This is a genomic window from Methylopila sp. Yamaguchi, assembly GCF_002897035.1.
Taxonomy (GTDB): domain Bacteria; phylum Pseudomonadota; class Alphaproteobacteria; order Rhizobiales; family Methylopilaceae; genus Methylopila.
On record NZ_BAUX01000008.1, the window covers coordinates 82896 to 99069 of the forward strand.

General features: G+C 69.0%; 14 protein-coding genes and 1 tRNA gene. 3 read left to right on the forward strand and 12 right to left on the reverse strand.

From position 1 onward, the window contains the following. Positions 1 to 140 precede the first annotated feature (140 nt). On the forward strand, positions 141 to 1712 hold the full coding sequence (locus METY_RS10955) for a DUF2235 domain-containing protein (protein WP_103121428.1): 1572 nt from the start codon (positions 141 to 143) through the stop codon (positions 1710 to 1712). A 107-nt stretch (positions 1713 to 1819) separates the two neighbouring features. Here the strand turns inward: METY_RS10955 and METY_RS10960 are convergent. Beyond that, positions 1820 to 1904: transfer RNA gene (locus tag METY_RS10960), tRNA-Leu, on the reverse strand. Between the two features lie 103 nt (positions 1905 to 2007). Beyond that, positions 2008 to 2295: a FliM/FliN family flagellar motor switch protein gene (locus METY_RS10965; protein ID WP_103121429.1), complete on the reverse strand. Its 288-nt coding sequence runs from the start codon at positions 2293 to 2295 to the stop codon at positions 2008 to 2010. A 70-nt stretch (positions 2296 to 2365) separates the two neighbouring features. On the opposite strand from METY_RS10965, the gene lipB reads away from it, so the two are divergent. Next, positions 2366 to 3109: a lipoyl(octanoyl) transferase LipB gene (lipB, locus tag METY_RS10970; protein WP_103121430.1), complete on the forward strand. Its 744-nt coding sequence runs from the start codon at positions 2366 to 2368 to the stop codon at positions 3107 to 3109. 25 nt (positions 3110 to 3134) lie between these two features. On the opposite strand, the gene METY_RS10975 is transcribed toward lipB, so the two are convergent. Together METY_RS10975 and METY_RS10980 are read right to left on the reverse strand one after the other, a co-directional pair. Beyond that, complete coding sequence (locus METY_RS10975) at positions 3135 to 3425, reverse strand: acylphosphatase (RefSeq protein ID WP_103121431.1); 291 nt, start codon at positions 3423 to 3425, stop codon at positions 3135 to 3137. Then, entirely contained in the window at positions 3422 to 3883 is a 462-nt protein-coding gene (locus METY_RS10980) for a gamma-glutamylcyclotransferase family protein (protein ID WP_103121432.1), read from the reverse strand. Before METY_RS10980 ends, METY_RS10975 begins: the two co-directional genes overlap by 4 nt. 107 nt (positions 3884 to 3990) lie before the next feature. Between METY_RS10980 and METY_RS10985 the strand changes: the two genes are divergently transcribed. Beyond that, positions 3991 to 4611 (forward strand): glutathione S-transferase family protein, encoded by a 621-nt coding sequence (locus METY_RS10985; RefSeq protein ID WP_103121433.1) that lies wholly within the window; start codon positions 3991 to 3993, stop codon positions 4609 to 4611. A gap of 42 nt (positions 4612 to 4653) precedes the next feature. On the opposite strand, the gene METY_RS10990 is transcribed toward METY_RS10985, so the two are convergent. From METY_RS10990 to fdhF, 8 genes are all read right to left on the reverse strand, one after another. Beyond that, the gene (locus METY_RS10990) at positions 4654 to 6675 is read right to left on the reverse strand and encodes an acetyl-CoA carboxylase biotin carboxylase subunit (protein ID WP_103121434.1); all 2022 of its coding nucleotides are present in this window, start codon (positions 6673 to 6675) and stop codon (positions 4654 to 4656) included. Between the two features lie 104 nt (positions 6676 to 6779). Further along, positions 6780 to 8039, reverse strand: a complete 1260-nt coding sequence (locus tag METY_RS10995; protein WP_103121435.1) for a glycosyltransferase — start codon at positions 8037 to 8039, stop codon at positions 6780 to 6782. A 118-nt stretch (positions 8040 to 8157) separates the two neighbouring features. After that, a complete protein-coding gene (locus METY_RS11000; protein WP_103121436.1) occupies positions 8158 to 9111 on the reverse strand; it encodes an acyl-CoA desaturase in 954 nt (317 codons plus the stop codon). A gap of 304 nt (positions 9112 to 9415) precedes the next feature. Then, positions 9416 to 10942, reverse strand: coding sequence for an acyl-CoA carboxylase subunit beta (locus METY_RS11005; RefSeq protein WP_103121437.1), 1527 nt, complete (start codon positions 10940 to 10942; stop codon positions 9416 to 9418). 99 nt (positions 10943 to 11041) lie between these two features. Beyond that, positions 11042 to 11680, reverse strand: coding sequence for a hypothetical protein (locus METY_RS11010; RefSeq protein WP_146035710.1), 639 nt, complete (start codon positions 11678 to 11680; stop codon positions 11042 to 11044). A gap of 293 nt (positions 11681 to 11973) precedes the next feature. After that, on the reverse strand, positions 11974 to 12348 hold the full coding sequence (locus tag METY_RS11015) for a formate dehydrogenase subunit delta (RefSeq protein WP_103121439.1): 375 nt from the start codon (positions 12346 to 12348) through the stop codon (positions 11974 to 11976). A 10-nt stretch (positions 12349 to 12358) separates the two neighbouring features. After that, positions 12359 to 13201 (reverse strand): formate dehydrogenase accessory sulfurtransferase FdhD, encoded by an 843-nt coding sequence (gene fdhD, locus METY_RS11020; protein WP_103121440.1) that lies wholly within the window; start codon positions 13199 to 13201, stop codon positions 12359 to 12361. Between the two features lie 124 nt (positions 13202 to 13325). Continuing rightward, a complete protein-coding gene (gene fdhF / locus METY_RS11025) occupies positions 13326 to 16166 on the reverse strand; it encodes a formate dehydrogenase subunit alpha (protein WP_103121441.1) in 2841 nt (946 codons plus the stop codon). Between the last annotated feature and the right edge of the window lie 8 nt (positions 16167 to 16174).

Below are 16174 nucleotides of genomic sequence, written 5' to 3' on the forward strand. Positions count from 1 at the left end.
GAAGATCCTCGCGGGGTTTAGGTCTTATGCCGCGACGCGGCAACCGCAAGACGAAACGGAAGATCCGACCGACTTGCTTTACACGCAAAGCGTGCACATCCTGAGAAACTCAATCATTCGACTCTCGGGGGAGACGCGAAATGACCGATCGGGTGGTGTGCTGCGACGGCACCTGGAACACGCCGGACGACGTCGACGACGGTCTGCCGGCGGCCACCAACGTCCACAAGATCTACAGCGCCCTGGCCGATCGCGATCCCCGCAAGAGCTACTACCATCCGGGCGTCGGAACGGGCGGCGGCTGGTGGACCCGGGTCGCCGGCGGAGCCGCGGGCGTCGGCCTGACCAAAAACGTGAAGAGCGCCTACCGGTGGCTCGCCGACGCCTATGAACCCGGCGATCGGATCTGGCTGTTCGGCTTCAGCCGCGGCGCCTTCACCGTGCGGTCGCTCAGCGGGATGATCTCGCGCTGCGGCCTGCCCGACCTCGGCGGGCTGTCGGACGACGCGATCTGGGCCGCGGTGGACGGCGCCTTCGACTACCGCGCGCGCAAGGACGACGTGATCTCCACCAAGACGCGCCCTGCGAAGGGCGTCGCTCTGGGACAGCCCGTCAAGGGAAAGACGCCCATCCACTTCATCGGCGTGTGGGACACGGTCGGCGCGCTCGGCATTCCCGACGACATGGCGCTGCTCAACCTGATCGACGACCCGTCGCGCTACGAGTTCCACGACACCGACCTCAGCCCGAACGTCGTTCACGCCCGCCATGCGATCGCAATCGACGAGCGCCGCCAGAGCTTCACGCCGACGCTGTGGTCCGACACGCCCCCGAAACAGAACCTGAAGCAACGCTGGTTTCCGGGCGTCCACGCCGACGTCGGCGGCGGCTACGGCCAGACCGGGCTGTCGGACGGCGCCCTTGCCTGGATGATGGAGGAGGCGAAGGCCGAGGGCCTCGCCTTCCGGGCCGGAGCCGAGTCGCAGCTCAAGCCGGACCCGCGCGGCCTGCTGCACGATTCGCGCACCGGCGTGTTCAGGACGCTGAAGTCGCGGCCGCGCGAGGTCCCGAGCTTCGCCGACCCCGCCGCGCCGCTGCACGACTCCGCGCGGGACCGACACGGGAATCCGCCGCTAAGCCAGCTCTCTTATTGGCCGACCGCCACTCTCCCGAAGCCTGCCGCCAAGGCGCGGTCCTCGGCGACCGTGGACGTCTTCGCCCGCGATCCCTGGAACGCCACGGGACTGTTCCTGGAGGCCGGCGCGCCTTACGCCTTCGCCGCGACCGGCCAGTGGCTGGACAAGTCGATCCCTTCAGGCCCTACGGGTTCGGACGACGGCGAATTTCACCTCGGCGAGGCGGTGCACGCCCTGCTCGCCGGCTGGGGCAAGGCCGAGCAGGTCTACAAGAGGCTGACCGGCAACCAGCACGCCGACTTCTGGCTGACGAAGCGGGAGGAGGCCTTGGGCTGGTTCGCGCTCGTCGGCGTCGTCGCGAGCGGCGCGTGGATCGACGAAGCGGGCGTGGAGATCGGGCGGCCCCTGCGGCGGGAGGCGAAGCCGATGATCCTGCAACACGAGACCTTCCTGATCGGCGCCAAGGCGACCTTCACGCCGCGCGCCTCCGGCTATCTCTACTGCTTCGCCAACGACACCTGGCAAACCTACGACAACAACAGCGGCAGCGTCCGGCTGACCGTGACGCGCCTCTGATCTCGCCTTCCGGCGCGAAATACCGCCGCACGAATCAAAAGACCCCGGAAGCTGGGCTTCCGGGGTCTTTTGCGATCGCATGAGGTAGATTGTGCGACCAGTATGTCTGGTGCGGTCGAGAAGACTCGAACTTCCACGGGTTGCCCCACAGCGACCTCAACGCTGCGCGTCTACCAGTTCCGCCACGACCGCGACGGCGGTGCTGATAACAAATCGATGTCGGCTCCACAAGGGCGATCGGCCGGGTTTCGCCTCCGACGAGCGGCTGTGGACAACCTGCGCCGCCGGAGCCTCGTCACGCCGCCGTGGCGACGGGCTCGGGCGCAGGCGTAAGGCGATCGGTCCGGCCCTTCTGGTCGCGCGTGATCATGGAAGTGATCTCCACGCCAATGCGGTCGCCGTTGACGAACACAGAGCCCCGCGCGATCGGATGGTCGTTGGCGAGGATCGTCACCGCGTCGTCGTCCTCGGTCGTCAGCTCGATCACCGCGCCGCGGCCCATGCGCAGCAGCTGATGGATCGGCATCCTCGCCGCGCCGAGCACGATGGTGAGCTCGAGGTTGACCTCGTCGATGCGCGGCACGAAACGTCTCCGGGGGCGGCTGCGGCCGATACGCCGGCCCCCTGAAGTGCAACACAGTCGTGGTTAACGCATGGTTGAGCGTCTCCCCTCCGGCCTACGCGACGGCCTCGCCGCGCGGCTGCCCGCGCCGGACGGCGCTCCTCCGGTGGACTGGCTCGTGAGCGACTCGCTGGTGGACTACCCCGCCGCCGTCGCCGCCATGGAGGCGCGCGCAGCCGCGATCGCGGAGGGGAGCGCGAACGAGCTCGTCTGGCTGCTGGAGCACCCGCCGCTCTACACCGCCGGCACGGGAGCGGACGCGGCCGACCTGGTGCAGCCCGACCGCCTGCCGGTGTTCGCGACAGGGCGCGGCGGCCAGTACACTTACCACGGGCCCGGCCAGCGCATCGCCTATGTGATGCTCGACCTTCACCGCCGCGGCCCCGACGTGCGCCGCTACGTCGCCGCGCTCGAGGCTTGGCTGATCGCGGCGCTCGACCGATTCGGCGTGCGCGGCGAGCGTCGCGAGGATCGGGTCGGCGTCTGGGTGCGCCGGCCCGACCGCGGGGCGCAGTCGGAAGACAAGATCGCCGCGATCGGCGTGCGGGTTCGGCGCTGGACGACCTTTCACGGGATCAGCCTGAACGTGGAGCCCGACCTCGGTCATTACGCCGGCATCGTGCCCTGCGGCGTGCGCGATCACGGCGTGACGAGCCTCGCCGATCTCGGCCGAGTGGTGAGCATGACGGAGGTCGACATGGCGCTGCAGGAGACCTTCGAGAAGGTTTTCGGCCCCACCCGACGGGTGGAGACGATCGCGCTGTCTGGCGCCTGAGCTTCGAACTCTCACCCGCTCGGGCTCAGGCGTCGCGCGCGATCTCGACGCGGTCGCCCTCGGGAACGGCGTGGAGCTCCGCCGCGCGGCGCTCCACGCGCGCGACCTTGGCCTCGGGCGGGCCGGCCCGGCAGGCTTCGACGAAGGCCGCGATTCGCTCCTCGGGACCCGCGACCAGCGCCTGCACCGAGCCGTCCGCCCGGTTGCGGACCAAGCCGCGCAACCCAAGCCCGTTGGCGTTGCTTTGCGCCCAGGCGCGGTAGCCGACGCCCTGGACGCGCCCCGTGACCACGATCTCCGCCGCGACCTCCGTCATCGGTACCCGCCCTGCGCCGCGGGCCCGCCGCGCGCGCCCGATGAAAACCGCCTGAGCTCGGCCAGATAGGGCTCGGGCAGCCCCCATTCGACCGCCGCCGGGATCACCATCTCGCTCATGTAGCCGGAGACGGCGATCCCGGGCTGGACGTGCCGCGAGACGTAGACGATGGCGCTGCGCGCGCCCTCCGCCGACCGCACCCGCAGCCGTTCCTTGCGATAAAGCCCCATGGCGACCCGCTCGAAGGCGTCGAGCGCCCACAGGTCCTTCTCCGTCAGGCGCCACAGCACGCCATGCGCGGCGGCCGCAGGGTCGCGCAGGACCGTGGCGTAGCCGTCGCGGGAGATCGCGAACCGCCAGCCGTCGAGCACCGCGGGACCGACAGGCTCCGCCATCGGGCAGCGGCGGGCCATCGACCGTCGGCACATGTTCGCGCCGTAAGCGAAATAGTGAGGCATGGGGAGAGCTTAGGGATAAATCCGGCGATGTCGAACCCTAGGCCGCCGATGACCGGCGTCGCGAAAAGGCATAGGCTCGGAGCGTTCTTCCCTACCGCCGGTCCGCGATGCTCACCGTCCACCACCTCGCCTACTCCCGCTCGACCCGCGTGCTCTGGTTGCTCGAGGAGATCGGCGCGCCTTACAGGCTCGTGCGCTACGAACGAGACGCGGAATTCCGCGCCCCGCCGGAGTTGAAAGCCGTCCACCCGCTCGGCAAGTCGCCGGTGATCGAGGACGGCGGCCTCGTGATCGGGGAATCGGCGGTCATCCTGAGCCACATCGACCGGGTCTACGGCGGCGGGCGCTTCACGCCCTCGGAGGAGGCGGAGCGCCTGCGTCACGAGGAATGGCTGCAGTACGTCGAAAGCACCGCCGCTTTCCCCATCATGATCTCCGCCGTCGGGGCGCGCGTCGGGATGTCCGATGGGATGGCGGCCTTCGTCGCCTCGCCCCTCGCCCGCGTGCTGGAGCTGATCGCAAGCGCCGTGGAAGGCGAGGGCTTCATCATGGGCGAGGACCTGAGGCTCGCCGACATCCAGTTCGTCTATGTGCTGGAGATGGCGAGGCACGCCGGCCTTCTCGCGGACCGGCCGGCGATCTCCGCCTACCTCGACCGCCTCAAGCGGCGTCCCGCGCTCGTGCGGGCTCTGGAGATCGGCGGCCCGATGGCGCCGCCGAAGAGATGAGGGCCGAGCGCTGAGGCGGCCTCGTCCCGCCCCGCGCAGCCCTCACTCCAGCTCGAGGATCACCGCGTCCACCGCCAGGCTGTCGCCGGGCTGAGCGTTGATCTTGGCGATCTTGCCGTCGCGTTCGGCGCGGAGGACGTTCTCCATCTTCATGGCCTCGACGACGGCGAGGATCTCGCCGGCCTTGACCTCCTGGCCCTCCTGCACCGCGATCGAGACCACGAGGCCCGGCATCGGGCAGAGCAGCAGCTTGGAGGTGTCGGCGACCTGGCGTTCCGGCATCATCGCCAGCAGCTCGGCGATGCGGGCGCCGTGGATGCGGGCGAGGACCGAGACGCCACGGTGGGCGAGGTCCCAGCCCGCCGGCGGGTGCTTGCGCACCTGCACCGAAACCGGTTTGCCGTCGACCTCGCCGCGCCACACCGGCTCCCCCGGCTTCCAGTCCGTCGCGACGCGGTAGACGCGGCCCTCGCCGCCGTCCTCCTCGTCGACGAGGCGCACCGCCACCGCGTCGCCGTCGGGCCGCGTCTCGACGCGCGTCGGGGCGCCGTCGAGCAGGATGGTGCGGAGCATCTCCTTGGTGGCCGCGCCGCGGCGCAACTGGTGCGAGATCGCGCGCCGGCGCTCCATGGTCAGCCAGTCGATCTGGGCGGCGACCGCGACCAGCGTCGCGGCGATTTCGCCGTCGGGCTTCGCCGGCGCGAAGCCGTCCGGGAACTCCTCGGCGATGAAGCCGGTGGAGAGCCGCCCCTCCTGCCAGCGCGGATGCTCCATGAGCGCGGTGAGGAAGGGGATGTTGTGCTGGATGCCGTCGATCGCGAAGGCGTCGAGCGCGCCGGCCTGCGCCTTTATGGCGGTCAGGCGGTCCGGGCCATGGGTGATGAGCTTCGCGATCATCGGATCGTAGTGGATCGAGATCTCGCCGCCCTCGGTGACGCCGGTGTCGTTGCGCACCGTGATCCCGCCCGCGCTCTCCTCGACCGGCGGCCGGTAGGTCTTGAGCCGGCCGATCGACGGCAGAAAGTTGCGGTAGGGGTCCTCGGCGTAGATGCGGCTCTCCACCGCCCAGCCGGTGAGCTTCACGTCACCTTGCGTGATCGCAAGCTTCTCGCCATAGGCGACGCGGATCATCTGCTCGACGAGATCGACGCCCGTAACGAGCTCCGTCACGGGGTGCTCCACCTGCAGGCGGGTGTTCATCTCGAGGAAGTAGAACGACTTGTCCTGCCCTGCGACGAACTCCACCGTTCCGGCCGAGTCGTAGCCGACGGCCTTCGCCAGCGCGACCGACTGCTCGCCCATGGCCCGGCGGGTGGCCTCGTCGAGCAGCGGCGACGGCGCCTCCTCGACAACCTTCTGGTTGCGGCGCTGGATCGAGCACTCGCGCTCGCCGAGGTAGACGACGTTGCCGTGCTTGTCGCCCAGCACCTGGATTTCGATGTGACGCGGATTGACGATGAACTTCTCGATGAAGACGCGGTCGTCGCCGAAGGAGGACTTCGCCTCCGACTTTGACGCGCGAAAGCCCTCCGCCACGTCGTCCGCGGAATAGGCGATGCGCATGCCCTTGCCGCCGCCGCCGGCGGAGGCCTTGATCATCACGGGGTAGCCGATCTCGTCGGCGATCCGGACCGCCTCCTCGGCGCTCTCGATCACGCCGAGGTTGCCGGGCACGGTCGAGACGTTGGCCGCAGCCGCCGCCTTCTTCGACTCGATCTTGTCGCCCATGGCTTCGATCGCGCGCGGATTCGGCCCGATGAACACGATGCCCTCCGCCGCGAGCGCCTCGGCGAAGGCGGCGCGCTCGGACAGGAAGCCGTAGCCCGGATGCACCGCCTCGGCCCCGGTCTCTTTGCAGGCCGCGATGATCTTCTCGATCACGAGGTAGGACTGCGACGCCGGGGCCGGCCCGATGTGCACCGCCTCATCCGCCATCTCGACGTGGAGCGCGTCCCGGTCCGCATCGGAATAGACCGCGACGGTCGCGATCCCCATGCGGCGCGCCGTCTTGATCACGCGGCAGACGATCTCGCCGCGGTTGGCGATGAGGATTTTCTTGAACATCGAGATGGGGACTCCCGAAGGACCGGCGGGCGAGAACTCGTCACGTTCTTAGGCGCCGCAGCATCGAGCGTCCACACACACTAAGGGCGAAGGTCCGGCCGCTCTCAAGCGGCGCGCGCGGGGGCCAGGCTCTCGATCTCGTCGCACAGCCGCGCCAGCGCCCCGGGCCCGTCGCAGGCGGCGGCGACCTCCGCGCAGCGGGCGCGCACCCGCTCGGAACGCAGCAACGCGCCGAGAAGCCGCGCCGCCCGGCGCTCATCGAACCAGCCGGTACGGAACGCCGCTCCGCAGCCAAGCTTCGCCACGCGGATCGCGTGGTCGGCCTGGTCGAAGGCGAGCGGGGCGACAAGCTGGGGCACGCCCGCCGCGAAAGCCTGCGCCATCGTGCCGACGCCGCCATGGTGGACGATTGCGGCGCAGCGCGGCAGCACCTCCGGCAGGGGCGCATAGCGGGCGATATGGACGTCCGCGCGCCTCTCCCCGCCGTCCTCGATCGGCGTCTGCGAGAGCGCGAGGCAACGGCGGCCGAGGCGCGCGCAGGCGGCGATCGCCACGCGGTAAAGCCGCTCGGTGTCGCGCCGCGTCGAGCCGAAGGTCACGAGCACCGGCGGCTCGCCTTCGGCCAGAAAGGCCTCCAACGCGGGATCGAGCCCCTGGGCCGCCCCGCCTTCGCGGCCGGCCTCGGGGAAGCCGATCTGCACGGTCTGCGCCGGCCAGTCGGGCTGGGCGGCGTGGAACCAGGCTGGAAACATGGCCGCGACCCGCGCCGGCGAGTTCCACCAGTAGCGCAGCCGCTGCACCGGCCGCAGGCCGAGCGCCGCGCGAAACGCGTTGAGGCGCGGCAGCACTACGGGATTGACGAAGTAGGCGTCGGAGCCGAGCTGCAGCTCCCACTTCAGCCCGGCGTTGAGCCAGCGCGGCATGGGGAGGCCGGGCGTGCGGGGCGCGTCGTGCCGGGTCTGGATCGTCAACGGCGAAAGGTGCACGGAAATGAGCGGATCGCCGAACGCGTCGAAGGCCACCCGGGCTCCGATGGCGAGGGTCGAGCCGACCACGACGGTCTCGCCAGGCCGGCGGCGTTCGGCGACGAAGCGGTATGTCTCGGGCAGCGACCGCGCGGCCTGCCGGAACAGCCGTCGCGCGCCACGCCACGGCGTCCAGAACGTCGGGTGGCCGAAGCGCTTCTCATACTCTTCGGCGCTCATAGCGGGCGCGAAATCGAGGCCCGCCCGCCCCGCCGCGTCGCCAAACGGCGCCGGCGCGCACAGCGCGACCTCGTGGCCACGGCGGACAAGTTCCGCGCCGGCGGCGATGAAGGGCAGCACGTCGCCATAGGTGCCGATGGCGACGATCAGAACAAGCATACGCGTGACGCCCCAGCCGACCCGACGGTCGTGACGGCGTCACACTACCGCAACTGCGAAGGGATGCGAAAGCGGCGCGCGCGGGGAAGCGGCCCGCGCGCCGCGGAACGTGCGGCGCTCAGTCCGCCTTGGCGTTCGGCACGCGCACCACGTTCCACACCAGCCCGAGCTTCTCGAGACCCGAGATGATGTAACCGTTGACGTCGATCTCGTACCAAGCGAGGCCGGCGTAGGCGTTGCGCGGGTGCTTGTGGTGGTTGTTGTGCCAGCCGTCGCCGAAGGTCAGCAGCGCCAGGATCCAGTTGTTCTTGGCGTGGCTGTGGTTGTCGAACCGCTCGGAGCCGAAGGTGTGGCCGATCGAGTTCACCGCGAGCACGATGTTGAGGAACAGGAAGGTGCGCAGGAATCCGCCCACCAGCATGGAGCCGATCCCGTGCTCGAGCCCGCCGAAGGCGTAGCCGAACAGGAACGGCGCGCCGGCCATGGAGACGAAGGCCCAGAACCAGCGGGTGCGATGGCACCACATGATCACGGGGTCCTGCTGCAGGTCGCGGGCGAACACGTCGAGGTCGGTCGTGGTGGAGTCCGCCAGCCAGCCGATGTGGCTGTGGAACAGGCCCTTCAGCGTGCCCTCGTTGTTGCAGAGGCCGTCGACGACGGGGCTGTGGACGTCCCCGCACTGGTCGGCGTGGGCGTGATGGCGGCGGTGGTCGGCGACCCAGCGCAGCACCGAGCCCTGGCAGCAGAGCTGAGCCAGAATGCCGATCGCGTAGCGCATCGGGACCGAGGTCTCGAAGCTGCGGTGGGTGAAGTAGCGATGGTAGCCCATCCCGACGCCGACATTGATGATCACGTAGCCGACGCCGAGCGAGGTCCACTCGATCCAGGTCATCGGGTGCGTGAACATCCACCACACGCCGAGCATGGCGCCGACGCCCATGCCGCCGATCAGCGTGCCGTACTCCAAGCGCTTCCAGAGCGCGTCGGGACCCCCGACCTTGATCCCCGCCTTCGGATGGGACAGCGCGCTTTCGCGTGCGCCACCGCCGGACGCTGCGTCCAATGCGACCATGACCGTACCTCGTCTCCACCGCCACACGAGCGAGAGACGGGCCCGCGCGCCCTTCGTAGGGGCGCAAGGCTCGGACGTGACAGGTCCACCCGCTCGCTCATGACTAATGAGCCGTTAACGCGCGCGCGAATCGAGTCGAAAGTTAACGAAACGTTAAAATTGGCGAGATTGCGTTAACGACGTCCCCCCTCCCCCGTGTCAAAGCGGGACAAGGAAGCCTGTCGCGGGATCGGGGAAACGCGAAAAAGCCCGCAACCGAACCCGGCCGCGGGCTTTTGACGTCATCGAGCCGCTTGAACTGCGCTCAGAGCGGGATGTTGTCGTGCTTCTTCCAGGGGTTCTCGAGCCGCTTGCCGCGCAGCATGGCGAGCGCCCGGGCGACGCGCCGCCGGGTCGAGCGCGGCTTGATGACCTCGTCGATGTAGCCGCGCTCGGCCGCGATGAAGGGTGTGAGGAAATGGTCCTCATATTCCTTCGTCTTGGCGGCGATCCCTTCGGCGTCGGCCCCGCGGAAGATGATCTCGACCGCGCCCTTGGCGCCCATCACCGCGATCTGGGCCGAGGGCCAGGCGTAGTTCACGTCGCCGCGCAGATGCTTGGACGCCATGACGTCGTAGGCGCCGCCGAAGGCTTTGCGGGTGATGACGGTGACCTTCGGCACGGTGGCCTCGGCGTAGGCGAACAGCAGCTTGGCGCCGTGCTTGATCAGGCCGCCGTACTCCTGCGCAGTGCCCGGCAGGAAGCCCGGAACGTCGACGAAGGTCACGATCGGGATCTCAAAGCAATCGCAGAAGCGCACGAACCGCGCGGCCTTGCGGGAGGCGTCGCTGTCCAGCACGCCCGCCAGAACCATCGGCTGGTTCGCCACGAAGCCCACGGTGCGGCCGTCCATCCGGCCGAAGCCGGTGACGATGTTCTTCGCGAACTCAGCCTGGATCTCGAAGAAGTCGCCCTCGTCGACCGTCTTCAGGATCAGCTCCTTTATGTCGTAGGGCTTGTTCGGGTTGTCCGGGATCAGCGTGTCGAGCGAGGGGTCGTAGCGCTCGGGATCGTCGAAGGACGGCCACTCCGGCGCGCCGTCGCGGTTGTTGCCCGGCAGGAAGTCCATCAGCCGACGCATCTCGATCAGCGCGTCGACGTCGTTGTCGTAGGCGCCGTCGGCGATCGAGGACTTGGTGGTGTGGACCTTGGCGCCGCCCAACTCCTCCGAGGTCACCGTCTCGTTGGTGACGGTCTTCACCACGTCCGGTCCGGTGACGAACATGTAGGAGCGATCGCGCACCATGAAGATGAAGTCGGTCATCGCGGGGGAGTAGACGTCGCCGCCGGCGCAGGGACCCATGATCAGCGAGATCTGCGGGATGACGCCGGAGGCCAGGACGTTGCGCTGGAACACCTCGCCGTAGCCGCCGAGCGCCGCGACGCCCTCCTGGATGCGCGCGCCGCCGGCGTCGAACAGGCCGATGATCGGCGCCCGGTTGCGGATCGCCATGTCCTGGATCTTGATGATCTTCTGGGCGTGGGTCTCGCTGAGCGAGCCGCCGAACACCGTGAAGTCCTTCGCGAACACGAAGACCTTGCGGCCGTTGACCGTGCCCCAGCCGGTGACGACGCCGTCGCCCGGGATGGTCTGCTTCTCCATGCCGAAGTCATGGGAGCGATGCTGGACGAACATGTCGTATTCTTCGAACGAGCCCGGATCGAGCAGGATCTCGAGCCGTTCGCGCGCCGTGAGCTTGCCGCGGGCGTGCTGGGCGTCGATCCGCTTCTGGCCGCCGCCGAGCCGGGCGGTCGCCCGGCGCTGCTCGAGCTCCGCTACGATGTCCTTCATGTCCGCCCGAGGCTCCGCCGTCTTGAGGATCGTCAGGACGGCGTACCCCGCGGCCTGTTGCGCCGCAACGTCGACAATGGATCGAGGCGTCGCGGGCCTTCAGCGGGCGGCGACGGGCTCCGCCATCGCCGTCTTGGGCTCCTTGGGCTTGGCGGGAGCCGCCTTCGGCGCAGCCTTCGGAGCATCGGGAGCCGCCGCGGGAGCGACGGCCGGAGAGGTCTCGAGCGGCTCGGCGTAGGGCTGCGCGAACACCTGCTTCGAGACGTCGGTGCCGTAGACCCGCTCGAGCACGTTGCGCGCGAGGCCGTTGGCGAGGGCGCGATCAACCTCGGCCTTGTTCTGGGTGGCCGCCATCGCCGCGCCGATCACGCCGTTGATGGCCGCGTTGTCCATCGCCGTGACGTCGAACTCGCCGTGCGACTTGCCGCTCTGCGCATCACGAACGTTGACGTGCGCGGCGATATGATTGGCGTCGCCGATCAACAGCGACAGCGCCGGATCCTTGTAGTGCAGACTGGTCACGGCGACCTGGATGTCCTTCGGCGCGCCCGTGCGGCCGAAGCGACCCGCTTGCCCGCGCATGCGCTGGCGCACCACCTCCGCGAGCGTCGTCGAGTTGACCGTCGGACGAACCGTGACGTCGACCTTGTCGACATAGGATGCGCGCTCGACGAGCGGCGGATGGTTCACGCACGCGGCGAGACCGCTCGCGAGGACGACGGCGGCGAGAGGCGGCATGAATCGCATCGTGAGTCTCCGGGACCAAGTCCCCGCTTATTGCGGACTCTGGCCCCGAAAGGACTACGTGGAACTGCTTAGACCCCAACGTGAGGTAAAGATTGTGGCCAAATGGTCACTTTTTTATGGCGCGTAAGATAACCAGACGCGTCATGGAGAGCTTGGCTTGGAACCCCGCGCTAGGGCTCTCTGAAGTAAAGCGCGAAGGCATTGCGCTTTTACTTCAGACGCGCCGCGCGCCCGGAGCCCGCATTACGTGCGGGACACGGGGCGGGGCTTCGGGACTTTCAGGATCAGCCGCGGCCGTTCTCGGTCACCTCGAGCGGCGCCTCGCCCGTGCGAGGTTCGGGCGTCGGGACGCGTTCGGCCTCGCCGCGGGTGGCCTGCTTCCCGTCATGGGCCGCCTTCAGCACCTTGAGCGCCTCGAGCGGCGCCGGCTCGAGCCCCGCCCCGCCCTTGGCCACGTGCTCGAAGATCTCCGCCTTCATCCGCGGGTCCCAGAAATGCTGGATGTGGTCGACCAGGCCCGGCACGCGCTTGGCTTCGGGCTGGCTGTTGAAGAACCAGCCGATCTGGTTCGCCATGTAGATCAGGCGGTCGAGCGTGGTCTTGTGCTCGCGGCCCTCGATCTCGGGGACGCCCGGGCGGGCTTGGTGGGCGTGGGCCATGGCGGTTTCCTCAGCTCAGGCGGACGGCGCTCTCCGGCGCCCTGTCCGCGACGATGCGATGGGGGTGGGTAAAGACTTCGAAACCGTCGCCGCGGGCGATGGCGGCCAGCGTGATCCCGGCCTCCTCCGCCATGGCGACGCCGAGCGCCGTCGGGGCGGAGACCGCCACCACGAGACCGACGCCGATTACGGAAGCCTTTTGGATCATCTCGACCGAGACGCGGCTGGTCAGCGCGACGAAACCGGTCGCGGCGTTTTCGCCGGAGCGGGCGAGATGGCCGGCGAGCTTGTCCAGCGCGTTGTGGCGGCCGACGTCCTCGCGCGCGGCGACGAGCCCCTGCCCCGGACGGTAGAAGCCGGCGCCATGCACGGCGCGCGTGGCGAAGTTCAGCGCCTGCGCCCGCGACAGCGCCTCGAGCGCTTCATGCACGTCCGTCGCCGTGAAGACCGCGTCGGCGGTCACCCGGCGGGCGGGCTTCACCGCCTGCTCCAGGCTGTCGATGCCGCAAAGGCCGCAGCCCGTCGGGCCGGCGAGGCTGCGACGGCGGGCGCTGAGCGAGCGGCCAAGGTCCTTCGCGAGCCACATCCGGGCTTCCAGCCCGACGCCCTGGTCCACGATCTCGAGGCTCTCGATCTCGGAGGCGTCGCCGACGATGCCCTCGGTCAGGCTGAAGCCGACGGCGAAGTCCTCGACGTCGGCCGGCGACGCCATCATGACCGCCTGCGTGCCGCCGTCGTAGACCAGCGCGATCGGCGTCTCCGCCGGCGTCGCTCGCTCCGAGGTCTCGCGCAGGGTCCCGTCGCGCCAGACGGCGCGGGAGATGCGAACGATGGGGGGCGGAGGGGTGGTCATGTGGTCTCGCGTCATCCCGGCCGGAGCGAAGCGCAGAGCCGGGATCGTCCGCAGATAAGCGCGCTTCGTCCGGAAGACGATCCCGGATCGACGCCTTCCGGCGTCGTCCGGGATGACGAACAGCCTACTCCGCCGCGACCGGCAGAATTCGGCGGCTGAGGTCGGAGTGCTCTTCGTAGCCCTCCTGCCAGGCGCTCGGGCCGTTGGAGGGCGACACCTGCACCGCCGTCACCTTGTACTCGGGACAGTTGGTCGCCCAGTCCGAGAAGTCGGTGGTGATGACGTTGGCCTGCGTGTTCGGGTGGTGGAACGTGGTGTAGACCACGCCCGGCGCCACACGGTCGGTGATCAGAGCCCGGAGGCTCGTCTCGCCGGCGCGGCTGCGGAGAGACACCCAGTCGCCGTCGCGCACGCCGCGGTCCTCGGCGTCCACCGGGTGGATCTCCAGCCGGTCCTCCTCGTGCCAGCGCGAGTTCTCCGTGCGGCGGGTCTGCGCGCCGACGTTGTACTGGCTGAGGATGCGGCCGGTGGTGAGCAGCAGCGGGAACCGCGGCCCCACCTTCTCGTCGGTGCCGACGTATTCGGTGATGACGAAGTTGCCCTTGCCGCGCACGAAGCCGCCGATGTGCATGATCGGCGTGCCGTCCGGCGCCTCTTCGTTGCACGGCCACTGGATCGAGCCCTTGTCCTCGAGCGCCGCGAAGGAGACGCCCGCGAAGCTCGGGGTGGAGGCCGCGATCTCGTCCATGATCTCGGACGGGTGGCTGTAGTCCATCTCGTAGCCCATCGCCTTGGCGATGAGCAGCGTCACCTCCCAGTCGGCGTAGACCGCCTTCGGCGCCATCACTTTGCGCACGCGCTGGATGCGGCGTTCGGCGTTGGTGAAGGTGCCGTCCTTCTCGAGGAACGACGAGCCCGGCAGGAAGATGTGGGCGTAGTTCGCGGTCTCGTTCAGGAACAGGTCCTGCACCACCACGCACTCCATGGCCGCGAGGCCGGAGGTGACGTGATAGGTGTCCGGGTCGGACTGGGCGATGTCCTCGCCCTGCACGTAGAGGCCCTTGAACGTCCCGTCGACGGCCGCGTCCAGCATGTTCGGGATGCGCAGGCCGGGTTCCGGGTCCAGCGGCACGCCCCACAGGGTCTCGAACATCTCGCGCACGCCGTCCTCGGAGACGTGGCGATAGCCCGGGTACTCGTGCGGGAACGAGCCCATGTCGCAGGAGCCCTGCACGTTGTTCTGGCCACGCAGCGGGTTCACGCCGACGCCGCGCCGACCGATGTTGCCGGTGGCCATCGCGAGGTTCGCGATCGCCATGACGGTGGTCGAGCCCTGGCTGTGCTCGGTGACGCCGAGGCCGTAGTAGATCGCCGCGTCGCCGCCGGTGGCGTAAAGCCGGGCCGCGCCGCGCACCAGGTTCGCCGGCACGCCGGTGATGCTCTCGGTGGCCTCGGGCGAATGCCGCTCCTCGGACACGAAAGCCGCCCAGTCCTGGAAGGTCTCCAGATCGCCGCGCTCGCGCACGAAGGCCTCGTCGATCAGGCCTTCGGTGACGATGACGTGGGCCATCGCCGTGACCAGCGCGACGTTGGTGCCGGGCTTCAGCGGCAGGTGGTAGTCCGCGCGGATGTGCGGGCTCTTCACGAGGTCGATGCGGCGGGGGTCCGCCACGATCAACCGGGCGCCCTCGCGCAGCCGCTTCTTCATGCGGCTCGCGAACACCGGATGGCCGTCGGTCGGGTTGGCGCCGATGACGAAGATCACGTCCGACTCTTCGACCGAGTCGAAGTCCTGGGTGCCGGCCGAGGTGCCGTAGGTGGTCTTCAGGCCGTAGCCGGTCGGCGAGTGGCAGACGCGGGCGCAGGTGTCGACGTTGTTGTTGCCGAAGCCGGCGCGCACCAGCTTCTGGACGAGGTAGGTCTCCTCGTTGGTGCAGCGCGAGGAGGTGATGCCGCCGATCGACGAACGGCCGTATTTGCCCTGGATGCGCTTGAACTCGGAGGCGGTGTATTCGATCGCCTCCTCCCACGACACCTCACGCCACGGATCGGTGATCTTGGCGCGGATCATCGGCTTGAGGATGCGCTCCTTGTGGCTGGCGTAACCATAGGCGAAGCGGCCCTTGACGCAGGAATGGCCGTGGTTCGCCTTGCCGTCCTTCCACGGCACCATGCGGACGAGCTCGTCGCCGCGCATTTCGGCCTTGAAGGTGCAGCCGACGCCGCAATAGGCGCAGGTCGTGACGACGGAGTGCTCCGGCGTGCCGATCGCGATGACCGACTTCTCCTGCAGGGTCGCGGTCGGACAGGCCTGCACGCAGGCGCCGCAGGACACGCATTCAGACTGCAGGAACGGCTCGTTCATGCCGGCGGACACGCGGCTCTCGAAGCCGCGGCCCGAGATCGTCAGCGCGAAGGTGCCCTGCACCTCCTCGCAGGCGCGGACGCAGCGCGAGCAGACGATGCACTTTGACGGGTCGTAGGTGAAGTACGGGTTCGACTCGTCCTTCTTGGAGACGAGGTGGTTCTCGCCCTCATAGCCGTAACGGACTTCGCGCAGGCCGACGACGCCCGCCTGCTCCTGCAGCTCGCAGTCGCCGTTCGCGGCGCAGGTAAGGCAATCGAGCGGGTGATCGGAGATGTAGAGCTCCATCACGCCCTTGCGGAGCTGCTTCAGCCGCGGGGTCTGAGTCTTCACCACGAGGCCGTCCATGGCCGGGGTGGTGCAGGAGGCCGGCGTGCCGGCGCGGCCCTCGATCTCGATGAGGCAAAGACGGCAGGAGCCGTAGGCCTCGACGCTGTCGGTGGCGCAGAGCTTCGGAATGGCGTTTCCGGCCTCCATCGCGGCGCGCATGATCGACGTGCCTTCGGGCACCGTGATCTTTTCGCCGTCGATGGTGAGCGTCACCATCTTCTCGGACTTGGAGAGCGGGGTGCCGTAGTCGGTCTCATGGACGAGGGACATCAGTTCCT

What these genes read in the sequence shown, in the direction of transcription:
- METY_RS11005 (WP_103121437.1), bottom strand. Translation starts at nt 10,942, where the DNA reads ATGAAGGACATCGTAGCGGAGCTCGAGCAGCGCCGGGCGACCGCCCGG.
- METY_RS10985 (WP_103121433.1), top strand. Translation starts at nt 3,991, where the DNA reads ATGCTCACCGTCCACCACCTCGCCTACTCCCGCTCGACCCGCGTGCTC.
- lipB (WP_103121430.1), top strand. Translation starts at nt 2,366, where the DNA reads ATGGTTGAGCGTCTCCCCTCCGGCCTACGCGACGGCCTCGCCGCGCGG.
- METY_RS11000 (WP_103121436.1), bottom strand. Translation starts at nt 9,111, where the DNA reads ATGGTCGCATTGGACGCAGCGTCCGGCGGTGGCGCACGCGAAAGCGCG.
- METY_RS10975 (WP_103121431.1), bottom strand. Translation starts at nt 3,425, where the DNA reads ATGACGGAGGTCGCGGCGGAGATCGTGGTCACGGGGCGCGTCCAGGGC.
- METY_RS10980 (WP_103121432.1), bottom strand. Translation starts at nt 3,883, where the DNA reads ATGCCTCACTATTTCGCTTACGGCGCGAACATGTGCCGACGGTCGATG.
- METY_RS11010 (WP_146035710.1), bottom strand. Translation starts at nt 11,680, where the DNA reads ATGCCGCCTCTCGCCGCCGTCGTCCTCGCGAGCGGTCTCGCCGCGTGC.
- METY_RS11015 (WP_103121439.1), bottom strand. Translation starts at nt 12,348, where the DNA reads ATGGCCCACGCCCACCAAGCCCGCCCGGGCGTCCCCGAGATCGAGGGC.
- fdhD (WP_103121440.1), bottom strand. Translation starts at nt 13,201, where the DNA reads ATGACCACCCCTCCGCCCCCCATCGTTCGCATCTCCCGCGCCGTCTGG.
- METY_RS10955 (WP_103121428.1), top strand. Translation starts at nt 141, where the DNA reads ATGACCGATCGGGTGGTGTGCTGCGACGGCACCTGGAACACGCCGGAC.
- METY_RS10990 (WP_103121434.1), bottom strand. Translation starts at nt 6,675, where the DNA reads ATGTTCAAGAAAATCCTCATCGCCAACCGCGGCGAGATCGTCTGCCGC.
- METY_RS10995 (WP_103121435.1), bottom strand. Translation starts at nt 8,039, where the DNA reads ATGCTTGTTCTGATCGTCGCCATCGGCACCTATGGCGACGTGCTGCCC.
- fdhF (WP_103121441.1), bottom strand. Translation starts at nt 16,166, where the DNA reads ATGTCCCTCGTCCATGAGACCGACTACGGCACCCCGCTCTCCAAGTCC.